This window comes from Xanthomonas floridensis (assembly GCF_001642575.1).
Classification (GTDB): domain Bacteria; phylum Pseudomonadota; class Gammaproteobacteria; order Xanthomonadales; family Xanthomonadaceae; genus Xanthomonas; species Xanthomonas floridensis.
Window position 1 is genome coordinate 122,284 of record NZ_LXNG01000007.1, and the last position, 11,362, is coordinate 133,645.

The 11,362-nt window shown below is 55.5% G+C and carries 10 protein-coding genes, 1 other RNA gene and 2 pseudogenes; 11 read left to right on the forward strand and 2 right to left on the reverse strand.

Annotated elements, in window-relative coordinates:
- Window positions 1-455 precede the first annotated feature (455 nt).
- The 10 genes and pseudogenes from A7D17_RS25200 to A7D17_RS22605 all read left to right on the forward strand — a co-directional run bounded on the left by A7D17_RS25200 (window position 456) and on the right by A7D17_RS22605 (window position 8,575).
- Window positions 456-818 carry a DUF4189 domain-containing protein gene (locus tag A7D17_RS25200; RefSeq protein ID WP_425479572.1) on the forward strand — a complete coding sequence of 121 codons (363 nt, stop codon included), beginning with the start codon at window positions 456-458 and terminating at the stop codon, window positions 816-818.
- Window positions 819-1,190: 372 nt separating this feature from the next.
- Window positions 1,191-1,655, forward strand: coding sequence for a DUF4189 domain-containing protein (locus A7D17_RS25205; protein ID WP_425479573.1), 465 nt, complete (start codon window positions 1,191-1,193; stop codon window positions 1,653-1,655).
- A 195-nt stretch (window positions 1,656-1,850) separates the two neighbouring features.
- Window positions 1,851-2,429, forward strand: a complete 579-nt coding sequence (locus A7D17_RS05060) for a type IV secretion system protein (protein ID WP_064508098.1) — start codon at window positions 1,851-1,853, stop codon at window positions 2,427-2,429.
- 3 nt (window positions 2,430-2,432) lie between these two features.
- A complete protein-coding gene (locus A7D17_RS24425) occupies window positions 2,433-2,930 on the forward strand; it encodes a DUF4189 domain-containing protein (RefSeq protein ID WP_082861757.1) in 498 nt (165 codons plus the stop codon).
- A 443-nt stretch (window positions 2,931-3,373) separates the two neighbouring features.
- Window positions 3,374-3,874 carry a DUF4189 domain-containing protein gene (locus tag A7D17_RS25210; RefSeq protein ID WP_082861758.1) on the forward strand — a complete coding sequence of 167 codons (501 nt, stop codon included), beginning with the start codon at window positions 3,374-3,376 and terminating at the stop codon, window positions 3,872-3,874.
- Between the two features lie 43 nt (window positions 3,875-3,917).
- A complete protein-coding gene (locus tag A7D17_RS25070; protein ID WP_323209739.1) occupies window positions 3,918-4,280 on the forward strand; it encodes a type IV secretion system protein in 363 nt (120 codons plus the stop codon).
- A gap of 504 nt (window positions 4,281-4,784) precedes the next feature.
- Window positions 4,785-5,588 carry an FG-GAP repeat protein gene (locus A7D17_RS22600; RefSeq protein WP_239692141.1) on the forward strand — a complete coding sequence of 268 codons (804 nt, stop codon included), beginning with the start codon at window positions 4,785-4,787 and terminating at the stop codon, window positions 5,586-5,588.
- 104 nt (window positions 5,589-5,692) lie between these two features.
- A complete protein-coding gene (locus A7D17_RS25075; protein ID WP_153041901.1) occupies window positions 5,693-7,000 on the forward strand; it encodes an XVIPCD domain-containing protein in 1,308 nt (435 codons plus the stop codon).
- Window positions 7,001-7,072: 72 nt separating this feature from the next.
- Window positions 7,073-7,387: pseudogene (locus tag A7D17_RS05085) on the forward strand (VirB4 family type IV secretion/conjugal transfer ATPase); the annotation flags it as partial.
- A 73-nt stretch (window positions 7,388-7,460) separates the two neighbouring features.
- Window positions 7,461-8,575 (forward strand): IS3 family transposase gene (locus A7D17_RS22605; protein ID WP_239692142.1). Its coding sequence is split into 2 segments (ribosomal slippage): window positions 7,461-7,755 and window positions 7,755-8,575, totalling 1,116 coding nucleotides; the frame shifts between segments, so codons are not numbered across the junction.
- Window positions 8,576-8,577: 2 nt separating this feature from the next.
- On the opposite strand, the pseudogene A7D17_RS24790 reads toward A7D17_RS22605, so the two are convergent.
- Window positions 8,578-8,712, reverse strand: a pseudogene (locus A7D17_RS24790) (transposase); the annotation flags it as partial.
- A 196-nt stretch (window positions 8,713-8,908) separates the two neighbouring features.
- Between A7D17_RS24790 and A7D17_RS05100 the strand changes: the two are divergent.
- Window positions 8,909-10,525: an alpha-glucosidase gene (locus A7D17_RS05100; protein WP_064508103.1), complete on the forward strand. Its 1,617-nt coding sequence runs from the start codon at window positions 8,909-8,911 to the stop codon at window positions 10,523-10,525.
- A 352-nt stretch (window positions 10,526-10,877) separates the two neighbouring features.
- Here the strand turns inward: A7D17_RS05100 and A7D17_RS05105 are convergent.
- Window positions 10,878-10,952: non-coding RNA, sX9 sRNA (locus tag A7D17_RS05105), on the reverse strand.
- Between the last annotated feature and the right edge of the window lie 410 nt (window positions 10,953-11,362).

Consider the following 11,362-nt stretch of genomic DNA (forward strand, 5'->3'; position numbering starts at 1 on the left):
CCACGAATGCTGATACACTGTACTTCAGTGTGAGCTCAGCCCGTTGTTGACGCTCCTGATCCTGACGACTCCGCCGATGGCAGCATTCTTTTTCCAGGGCACGCTGGGCAGCTTCATGGCGTATTGGCAGATCGGTGGCGCTACATCGGCCGGTGGATCGCCGGGGCCGCAGGGGCAGGCGCCGGGGTCTTATACGCCTGCTGCGCCGTCTAGCACAGTTAGTAGCACTGAAAACTTACGAGCCGCAGATACGCGTGTGGCTAGTTCGAGTGCGCCTCAAGCACAAGTGTCAGGCGGGCGTGCGTCAAATAGAAATTCCGGTGAATAATATGAAGCAAATTAGGTTTTTATTGATTTTTACTATCTTTTTGTTTGGGCAGACGGCTTTTGCCGAGGGCAATTGTCCACCTGGCTACTATCCGATTGGAGGGCAGGGCGTTTCAGGCTGCGCGCCAATGAGCTCAGGTTCGTCGGGGTCCCCTCAACCAACCGGGCAGTGGGACACCAGGTGGGGAGCGCTAGCAAGAAGCAAGGATAATTCAGTCTTAGGCGCCTCCGATAGCGAGAAAAAAAAATCCTCTGCCAAGAAAAGGGCCTTGGATCTCTGCGTTCAGACTGGTGGAGAGGAGTGCAAGATAACGTTAGTGTACAAGAACAGCTGTGTAGCCCAGGCTCAGTCTCGGACATTAGAGCGGCTTAATACATTTCTACATAAATCTGCAGCGCTCGCTGAAGAAAGTGCTCTTAAGGAATGTGCTCACCAAGATTGTCGGATTACTTATTCGGCATGTAGTTTGGCCGAGTTTAGACGGTATTGATAACGTCTTTCGCAGCATAGTTTTTTAATAATATTAATTGCAGGATCTTCTGGTTTGTTCCCGAGTGCTCAGGGTGGCGGGGGTTTTCTTTAGTCAACGACGTGTTGCAACTTTACTAATGGCGTACTCGCAGATTGGCGATGCGGCCTCGGCTGGCGGATCGCCTGGGCCGCAGGGGCAGGCACCGGGGTCTTATACGCCAGCACAAAGCGTCAATACTTCTCCTTCCACTCAGCAAAGTAACGATGTGCGAATGGGAGGAGGAGGTACATAGCCACAAACCAGCAACGCCGATGCTGGATCGAAGGCTGCCCATCGTGATTTAAGATCATGAAAATGAAGCTACTTCCACTCGTTGTATTATTTCTCCTGATGGCGAGCAATGTTTATGCCGAGGGTCAGTGTCCCCCGGGCTATTACCCTATTGGGGGCCAAGGAGCTGCAGGATGTGCACCAATTAGTGGAGGAGGAAGTAGTCCTGGATTGCCTCAAGCTACAGGCGAGTGGGAGAAGCGCTGGGGAGCCTTCGCTATAGATGCAGCTGTAGGAGTTCTCGGCGCGTCTGCTCGGAATAAAAGTAAGTCCGATGCCAAGCGTGCAGCCTTACAAGACTGCCTGGGATTGGGTGGCAAGACCTGCAAGGTTAATTTCGTATACTATAATCAGTGCGCTGCCGTAGCACGTTCGTTAGATGGGGGAGGTAGCACGATACAGGGAGCGAAGTCAGTAGAAGAGGCAAAAAAGCTTGCGCTGGAAGCTTGTGAATCTAAGTCAAAAATTAAAAGTTGCGAGCTTGTCTATACAGAATGTAGCATGTCAGAATTTCGGCGATACTAGTCGGGTTTTTTAGATTCTTGAGTTGGGTGTACGGGTGGTTTTTAGTATTGAGCTATATTTAAAGTTTATGAAATTAATAATTTTCAAGTGACTGTCTGTTAGCATGTTCGATGCCCACTACGTGGTGAGTTATGGGGGCGCCACGATCTGCTTTAGGCGCAAAGGTGTCGGTAGGGCAGCGCCCCAGCTGCTGCCATGTTGTTGCTGTACCAGGTTGCCATTGCGATGTTCGCCGGTTTTGGTCCGCTGTTCATCCTGTGCCTGCTCTTCGACCAGACCAAGCAACTGTTCCAGAAGTGGCTGCTTTACGGGATCGGCATGATGTTCTGGATGGGCGTGTTGGCTGCCATGGTGTCGATCTGCATGAAGATGGTGGTCGAAGTTGCCGGATCGCTCTGGGCGGTCAAGGGGCTTGGCATATTGTTGCAAACCGATTTCACGAACGGCATCACAAGCCAGGCCATGCAAACGGGCGGGATGGGCGTATTGTTGACGCTCCTGATCCTGACGACTCCGCCGATGGCAGCTTTCTTCTTCCAGGGCACGCTGGGCAGCTTCATGGCGTATTCGCAGATTGGTGGCGCTGCATCGGCCGGCGGATCGCCTGGGCCGCAGGGGCAGGCGCCGGGGTCTTATACTCCCGCCAGATTAAGCGGGGGCGAGAGGCAGCAGCAAGATGCTAACGTAGGTAACCCTAGCGTGCTGACGGGTGCTCGCACAACAGGTCAACAATCTGAGCCTAGCGAATCTGGGAAACGTGGTCTAGGAGCATGATGAATGAAAAAATTAACGATCTTCTTCTTTATATTACTTTTAGTCCCAATTCCAGTCTTAGCTGAAGGCAACTGTCCGCCGGGTTATTATCCGATTGGTGGGCAGGGCGCGGCTGGATGTGCGCCTATTAGTTCCGGACAAACGAGCGGAGTCCCGCAGGCTACTGGCGAATGGCAAACGAGATGGGGGGCTATTGCTGTAGATGATGCGGGTCTTCGTATAGGCGTTTCATCTGGTGAATCCTCAAAAAGAGCAGCGCGTAAGTTGGCTGCGTCTAGATGTACTGAGGGTGGCGGAAGTGGTTGTAAAGCTATCATTGACTATAAGAATGGTTGTATTGCAATGGCTGGCTCTGCAAAGGCGAATAGGTCTTCCAGTTACCAGGCTGACTCAATTAAGCGTGCTGAACAGCTCGCAATGGAAGTTTGCGGGAAAAAATATGACGACTGCAAAGTGATTTATTCAGAATGCAGTCAGGCGAATTTTAGGAAATATAAATAGAGTTCGCGCTTCTTTTAGATAGTTACTTTGAATGGCTTGAATTTGCTCATGCCGCGAAGAAGCCCAACATTAGCGGGAATTTTATGATAGGCCTCGGGTCTTATACGCTGCCGGCGACGGCCAAAGAAGTTTCATCTTCAGTTGTCGTCAGCATAGTGAATTCGAGCTGCCTCGCCTAACTCTGGGCGTGACCAACATGCGGTATGCCTGGGCCGCAGGGGCAGGCGCCGGGGTCTTATACTCCACCAGCACCCGCCAGAGAGTCCCAATCCTCGGCTTCCCCGTCCTTACCGGAATATCGCGCTGCACTGCCTAGTTCAGGACCTTCTTCCGCCCCAAGCGTATCTCCTGGTGCAATGGCACAAGCCCCAACATCAAACGACATGAAGCGTTCTCGCGAGTAACTATCTAAATACAAGCGCTATGGGCAATCTAGGTGATTTATGATTAAAGCTATCATTTTTTTCTGTCTATTCTTATTGGCCTTTAGATCGTTTGCAGAGGGTAATTGTCCTCCAGGATATTATCCCATCGGAGGACAGGGCGCCGCGGGTTGTGCGCCTATACCTCAGGGTGGAGGGGCTGGTGCGAACTCAGCACCGAGGGCAACGGGTAAATGGATTAAAACGTGGGGGGCAGTTGCAGGTCGAAAAGATGGTGGCGACTTAGGTACTGCATCCGGCAAGTTGAGCAAGCGTGACGCGTCCAAGTCTGCGTTGGATATGTGCGGTGGCGAGTCTCGTGGGTGCAAAATTATATACACCTACAGGAACGGTTGTGTCGGAATGTCGCAAGTGATCGGTGGGGGAGTTACTGCTTTTGAGGGAGGATTGGATTTGCAGGATGCCGAGCGAAACGCGGACAATACTTGCAAGAAGCTATCGGGTAAATCTTGTAAGGTGCTTTATTCGGATTGTACAGACCCTGTATTTAAAAGTTTTTAATGGGTTTATTTTTTATATTCTAATTGACTAGAGCCTGGCCTGGATGCAGGTTGCGCTGACCACGATCGACGTACTGCGAGTGATGGATGACAAGGGACTGCAGGAGGAAAAAGCCACCGCGATGTGGATGACGGGCATCGGCACCGGTGGACCGGCGCTGACGGCTGCTGCCATGTTGTTGCTGTATCAGGTGGCCATTGCGATGTTCGTCGGTTTTGGTCCGCTGTTCATCCTGTGCCTGCTCTTCGACCAGATCAAGCAGCTGTTCCAGAAGTGGCTGCTTTACGGGATCGGCACGATGTTCTCGATGGGCGTGTTGGCTGCCATGGTGTCGATTTGCATGAAGATGGTCGTGAAGGTTGCCGGATCGCTTTGGGCGGTCAAGGGGCTTGGCATATTGTTGTAAACCGATTTCACGAACGGCATCACAAGCCAGGCCATGCAAACGGGCGGGATGGGCGTATTGTTGACGCTCCTGATCCTGACGACTCCGCCGATGGCAGCATTCTTCTTCCAGGGCACGCTGGGCAGCTTCATGGCGTATTCGCAGATCGGAGGCGCTACATCGGCCGGTGGATCGCCTGGGCCGCACGGGCAGGCGCCGGGGTCTTATACTCCCACTCAGTTGAGCAGTAATGACAATAGGCGTACAGATGATGTTCGTGCTACCTCGCCTCAAGTCGTTGGTTCGAGTACTTCTCAAACTCCGCAGGCAGGCTCCAGAGCCGTGAATCGTGACACTACTGCAGGATAGGCGTTACAGTGAAGAACGTAAGCGCGTTAATTCATGAGAGCGGGCAGTTGATCTGGCTACAAGCAGGTATAAGAAAAGTGGTGGCAAAGAGTGTCGGTTCATGTATTCAGGATGCTCTGATCCAATCTTTAAAAAGTACTGACGGAAGGATTTTCTATGTTGGAGCGTGTACTAACCAGAGCTGTGGTGGGAGTGCTATATTTAGCTTGCGTCGTCTCAATCACAGCATGTAGCCCTAGCACTGCCCCATCCGCAAAAGCTGATGGAGAGAAAACACCTACTGAAGATCAAGTCGGTAAAAAGCCTGAATCCACGCCTCAAAAGGAATTGAAAATGCCGTCAACTGTCAATGCCACGCTCAATAGTCAGGGCGAGATTAGCGTAGATATCGACGGTATTTCTGTTTCAATTAAGGCGCTGGGCTGCAATGAAGATATCCCAGACATCATGCTATGCAACCGTTCGCCGGTTGTTGAGGTGGGATTTCCAGGAGTCAAGCCAATCGCTCTTGAGCCTGAATCACTGTATTTGGATAGTAATTCCACGTTCTATCATGGTCCACTAGACGAAACTTACAAGAAAAACCGCCACTCAATTATTCTGGCCGATATCAATGGCGATGGGTATGAGGATTTAGTGCTTTGGTCTGGTAAAGAGGGTAATTATGGCGGCCCCTCTTACAGCGTCTATCTTTTTGACGCCGCCCAACAACGTCTCGTTTTCAACCAGTCGCTGTCCGATATTACGGTGATGGCTAATGGCCTTTTTTCCGTGAAGGGTAATTTGCTGACTTCCACTTCCGGGGATGGATGCTGTATCCATGTATTCGATACCTACGAACTCAAGAAGAACGAGCCGGTGTTGATAGAGCGGGTAACCGAAGACACGAACGATCACGCTAATCCGAAGAAAAAAATCGAGCGTCTTCAAAACGGTGAAATGAAGGAGGTGGCTAACTAGGCGGTGATGGATGGTTTGTAGTGAGTACATGCAACGCATCCCTGGTTCTGTAATGCCGATGATGCAACAACAAATTCTAATGACCTGCACGTACGGAGAATACTATGAGTGATGGACATGGCCGAAGCACCGAAGGCTTTGGTGTGGATCGGGAATCTTCCGTTAGGTTAATCGTCAAAACCGCTCTTGAAAACGGTGTAACCGATCCAAAGCAAATATCGTACATGCTGGCGACGGCTCAGCATGAAACGCGTAACTTTCAGGCGCCTGAAGAGGATTTCGGGCGCAGCCAAGCGCGCAAGCTTGGATACAGCGGCGGCGAAGAATTTTATGGCCGTGGCTACGTGCATCTCACCCACGACTACAACTATGCAAAGTTCGATAAGTTGCTGGGCCTTAACGGTGAAATGGTCCGCAACCCGGACATGGCCAAGGAGCCGGAAATCGCTGCGAAGGTTTTAGTTGTCGGTATGCGTGACGGCTTATTCACAGGTAAGCCTCTTGATCGCTATATCGATAATGATAGCCACGACGTCTACAACGCGCGACGCGTCGTCAACGGGGTTACTCCTAGCAAGCCCTGGAGCGTAAAGGCAGCCAAGGAATGCGAGGAGTATGCAGGCAATTGGGAACGTCGCGTTCCGGATCTGATCGAAAGCGTGAAACGCGATGGTGTCGACCTCAAGCACCACGTGACGTCTAGTTCGACACCTCATCATGTTTCGAAAGCCAGTGACGGCAAGCTGGAACAAGGCGAGCGCGGCGAGCAAGTGAAGCAGCTGCAAGGTCAGCTTGCTCAGTTTGGTGCCACCGGCCGTGACGGCAAGCCGTTGCACGCCGATGGTGATTTTGGCGCCAACACCAAATACGCGGTTGAGCAATTCCAGCGTGAGCATGGTTTGCACGTAGACGGCGTGGTGGGCGGCCAGACGCAGGCTGCTTTGGGCACGGCGTTGTCGCAGAACGCTGCCAAGCGGGCCGAACAGACGGCCGCTTCTGCTGCGCCGGGACAGGCATCATCCAGCCCCCTGCTGTCCGACCCGCGCCATCCCGACCACGCAATGTACAACGGCGCAGTAAGTAAGCTCGAAGCGCTGGGTGAGCGCGGCGGCTTTGCCAACCGCAAGGAACTCGAGCAGGCAGCTGGCCAAATCGTGTTCGAGTCCAAGGTTAGTGGTCTGCAACGCGTCGACCATGTGGTGCCGAACAAGAGCGGCGACGGCTTCTTCGCGGTGCAGGGCGAGATGACCGACCCGGCGATGCAGCGTGTGTTCGTGGATCGCAGTCAGGCGCAGAACCAACCGTTGGAACAAAGCAGCCGCCAGGCGGCCGAGGAAGGACAGCGTCAGGTCCAACAAGACGCGCACCAAGCGCAGCAACACGCCGAGACGCGCAGCGGCCCCAGCCTTTAACGGCAGATAACGCTCGATGGATGGCCCCGGCACTGACCGGTGCCATTTTTTTTGCGTGCAGGTGCGCAACGCATCCTCTTCTTCGACAAGGACCGCGGCGCGGAGATCTTCGTGCGCGCTTGCGGCGGCAACTACCTGGCGCTGGAAAATGGTGCGCCAACTGGCTTCAATCCTTTCCAGTGCGAGCGCAATGAAGCCAACACCCAATTTCTGGCCGAGTTGATCAAGGTGCTGGGCTGCAAGGCTGAGTACAGCGCCCGTGAGGAAAAAGATATCTATCGTGCGGTAGAAGGCATGCTGGACACGCCGATGCACCTGCGCAGCATGAGCAATTTCCGCAAGAGTCTGCCCAACATGGGTGACGACGGCCTGTATGCGCGTCTGCGCCTATAAGCTCCCCCGATCCGCAGACACCGCATAAGTAGATCTTTCTGGCATCGTTCCCAAGTCAGGAGGTTCCATGCGCACATCGAAGTTCACCGAGACACCGATCATCGCCACGCTGAAGCAGGCCGACGCAGGCGTTCCAGTCAAAGACGTCTGTCGCCAAGTCGGCATCAGCACGGCGACCTATTACCAGTGGAAGAGCAAGCACGACGGCTTGGAGGCTTCCGAGCTGCGGCGGGTCAAGGAGCTCGAGTCCAAAAACGCCAAGCTCAAACGGATGTACGCCGAGTTGGCGCTCGACAATGCGGCAATGAAGGACCTGATCGAAAAAAAAACTCTAGGGCCGGCGCGTATGCGCGAGGCGGTGTGATCCTTATCGAGGTCCACGCGCGGCCGTTGCGCCGGTCCTGTGCATGCGTCGGGCTGTCGCGTGCCGCCTGGTACGCACCGCCTCTGGACTGGACGGTGCGCGATGCCGAGCTGATTGCCGAGATCGCGCGTCACGTTGAAGCGCACCCCAGTCGTGGCTTCTGGAAGTACAGCGACTACCTTTGCAAGCAGCAACCAGGCTGGAATCCCGAACGCATCTATCGCGTTTACAAGGCCATGAAGCTCAACCTACGCCGCGCTGCAAAGCGTCGCCTTCCCAAGCGTGAGCGGATGCCGCTCTACGTGCCGAGGCTACCAGACACAGTCTGGTCGGTCGACTTCATGAGCGATGCGCTGGCATGCGGACGACGCTTTCGCACCTCCAACGTGCTAGACAACTTCAATCGCGAGGCGCTGCACATCGAGGTTGACACCTCGATCAACTCGCAATGGCTTGTGCGTGTGTTCGATCAGATCAAACGCAATCATGGCTTGCCACATGTGGTGCGCTCGGACAACGGCCCCGAGTTCCTGGGCGAAGCGTTCACCAGCTGGCTCAAGACCAATGGCGTCGCACTGCAGTACATCCAGCCGGGAAAGCCAAATCAGAATACCTTCATTGAGCGCTTCAATCGTACGTTCCGCGAGGAAGTGCTCGACCTGAATCTCTTCGCCAGTCTCGATGATGTGCGCGAAGCCGCTCACTGGTGGATGATCGACTACAACGAAGCAAGATCCCATGATTCGCTCGGCGGAATGACCCCGGTCGAGTACCGCAACAAGCACGCCGAAAGCTCTACTTTTGAAGTGCCTGCTTGACCGGGAGCTTACGCCGTGTTCGCGGCACAGCTCCGGCACGGACGTACCGGCCTCGGCCTGCTGAGCACGGCGATGATCTGGCTTTCGGTGAAGCGGACTTCTTCATGGAATTTCCTCGTGGAATGGTACGAGAAAATTCCACTTCTGACCTCAGCCAATGGGCGGGGGATTACCGATCCGACGCCCACCCAATTTTGACCAAGGCCTTGCGATCTTTCAGCAAGCGCAATGAATACGTATGCACGCCCACGCTGTTGGAGTGCCACGCCGCTAGGCTAATGCCCTTAGTCGGTGGCCGTCTTGGCTGCCAGCAGTGGCCCGGGAGGGGCGTGCATGTTGCAGACACCATGGTGGCGCGGGGCGGTCATCTATCAGATCTATCCGCGTAGTTTTCTGGATTCCAACGGCGATGGGGTTGGCGATCTGCCGGGCATCATTGCCAAGCTCGACTACATCGCTGGGCTGGGCGTGGATGCCATCTGGATCTCGCCGTTCTTCAAGTCGCCGATGGCCGATTTCGGCTACGACATCGCGGACTATCGGGCGGTGGATCCGCTGTTCGGCACGCTGGAGGATTTCGACCGTCTGCTCGACAAGGCGCATGCGCTTGGGCTGAAGGTGATGATCGACCAAGTGCTGAGCCATACCTCGATCGAACATGCGTGGTTCCAGGAAAGCCGGCAGGACAAGACCAATGCGAAGGCGGACTGGTACGTCTGGGCCGACCCGCGGGCGGACGGCACGCCGCCCAACAACTGGTTGTCGCTATTCGGTGGTGTGGCGTGGCAGTGGGAGCCGCGGCGCGAGCAGTACTACCTGCACAACTTCCTGGTCGACCAGCCCGACCTCAATTTCCATAACGCCGAGGTGCAGCAGGCAACCCTGGACAATGTGCGGTTCTGGTTGGACCGTGGAGTGGATGGCTTCCGCTTGGACGCGATCAACTTCTGCTTCCATGACGCGCAGCTGCGCGATAACCCGGCCAAGCCGGCCGACAAGCGGGTGGGGCGGGGCTTTAGCGCGGACAATCCGTACGCCTATCAATATCACTACTTCAACAACACGCAGCCGGAAAACCTGGCGTTCCTGGAGCGCCTGCGTGCGCTGCTCGATCGCTATCCGAATGCGGTGAGCCTGGGCGAGATTTCTTCGGAAGATTCGTTGGCGACCACGGCCGAGTACACCGCCAAGGGCCGCTTGCACATGGGCTACAGCTTCGAGCTGCTGGTTCAGGATTACAGTGCGGCCTATATCCGCGAAACGGTCAGCAGGCTCGAGGCCACCATGTTGGAAGGATGGCCGTGTTGGGCGATTTCCAATCACGATGTGGTGCGTGCGGTGACACGTTGGGGCGGCGAAGATGCGTCGCCTGCGTTCGCTCGCATGGTGGTGGCGCTGCTGTGTTCGTTGCGTGGTTCGGTTTGCCTGTACCAGGGCGAGGAGCTTGGGCTGGGCGAGGCGGATGTGGCATTCGAGGATCTGCAGGATCCGTATGGCATTACGTTCTGGCCGACTTTCAAGGGCCGCGATGGATGCCGTACGCCGATGCCGTGGACCGATGCGCCGTCGGCGGGTTTCACTAGCGGCAAGCCGTGGCTGCCGTTGGCCGAGCCGCAACGTCTGGCGGCGGTAAGTGTGCAGCAGAGCGATGCGCAGTCGGTTTTGAGCGCGGTGCGTGCGTTTCTTGCCTGGCGCAAGCGCATGCCGGCCTTGTGCGAAGGAACGATCACGTTCTACGACACCGCCGAGCCGGTGCTGATGTTTCGGCGTGAGCATGCAGGCCAGGTCGTGCTGTTGGCCTTCAATTTGTCGTCCGACATTGCCGAGCTTGCGCTGCCTGCAGGCGCATGGGGACAGCTGGATGTCCCGGGGGTGGAGCGGGGCGTGATCGAGGATGGACGCGTGAGCTTGCCTGGGCACGCGGTGGTATGCGCCACGAGCGAGGGCTGATAGCACCGTTTCACAGGCGGGTATGCTGTGATTGAGTGAGACAGGCGAGGCATTCCATCGGGATGCCTCGCTTTTTTGTATGCGGTGTCAGCTACCAATCAGTGCTTGCGCCAGGTGCTGTGCCCGCCAAGCGATTCAAGATGCGTCATATGGAGGGGTGTTGCAGGAAACGGCAATGCATCTGCGCCGGCCCGATCAAGCTGCAGGCGCAGGGTGCCTGATGAAGCTGGGTGCGATCGCGACATCGTCAATCGACGCGCTGGCTCGTGTATCACGGCAAGTGCTGCGCGTGGAAACGGTGAGAGGTCAGGTGGGTATGTGGCGCTCAGCACCCGATTCCCTGATTGAAAGCGGCTGACAGAACGCAGCGAGCAGTCGTTAATTGGCGTGGATGGGGCCGCTGAACTGGAGTGCACGAGCAGCACATGCCCCTTCCGAGCTTCGGTATCACCCACCTGGCCGTTGCATCGTCCTGTTATTAGCTGCTCTCGTGGTGACCGTGTTTACTCGAATGGCGGTGGTGCTCATTCAAAACAAAAGCCGCGGGTTTTTAACCGGCGGCTTCTGAGTAGGCAACATCTTGAGGTTCTGGAGCAGGGCGCTTTGGGTTGCATCGCGCGGATTGGAAAGCAGCCCCTTCTGACTAATCTGGAGAATTACGAAGCAGTACACCTGGAGCTGATTGTTCCCCTGAAACCCGTACCCTCACGCCAACCCCTTATCTCTTGGCGATCTGCCAGATTAGGTGTCGAGAGGCGGCGTGGTCGACCGATAACCCCTTGGTCTTGCCGACCGCGGGAGAGCCAGCTCGCCACGCCGCAATCTCCTGGCAAACGC

Coding starts and splice junctions, on each gene's coding strand:
- A7D17_RS25200 (WP_425479572.1), top strand. CDS start 456: ATGAGCTCAGGTTCGTCGGGGTCCCCTCAACCAACCGGGCAGTGGGAC.
- A7D17_RS25205 (WP_425479573.1), top strand. CDS start 1,191: ATGGCGAGCAATGTTTATGCCGAGGGTCAGTGTCCCCCGGGCTATTAC.
- A7D17_RS05060 (WP_064508098.1), top strand. CDS start 1,851: ATGTTGTTGCTGTACCAGGTTGCCATTGCGATGTTCGCCGGTTTTGGT.
- A7D17_RS24425 (WP_082861757.1), top strand. CDS start 2,433: ATGAAAAAATTAACGATCTTCTTCTTTATATTACTTTTAGTCCCAATT.
- A7D17_RS25210 (WP_082861758.1), top strand. CDS start 3,374: ATGATTAAAGCTATCATTTTTTTCTGTCTATTCTTATTGGCCTTTAGA.
- A7D17_RS25070 (WP_323209739.1), top strand. CDS start 3,918: ATGCAGGTTGCGCTGACCACGATCGACGTACTGCGAGTGATGGATGAC.
- A7D17_RS22600 (WP_239692141.1), top strand. CDS start 4,785: ATGTTGGAGCGTGTACTAACCAGAGCTGTGGTGGGAGTGCTATATTTA.
- A7D17_RS25075 (WP_153041901.1), top strand. CDS start 5,693: ATGAGTGATGGACATGGCCGAAGCACCGAAGGCTTTGGTGTGGATCGG.
- A7D17_RS05100 (WP_064508103.1), top strand. CDS start 8,909: ATGTTGCAGACACCATGGTGGCGCGGGGCGGTCATCTATCAGATCTAT.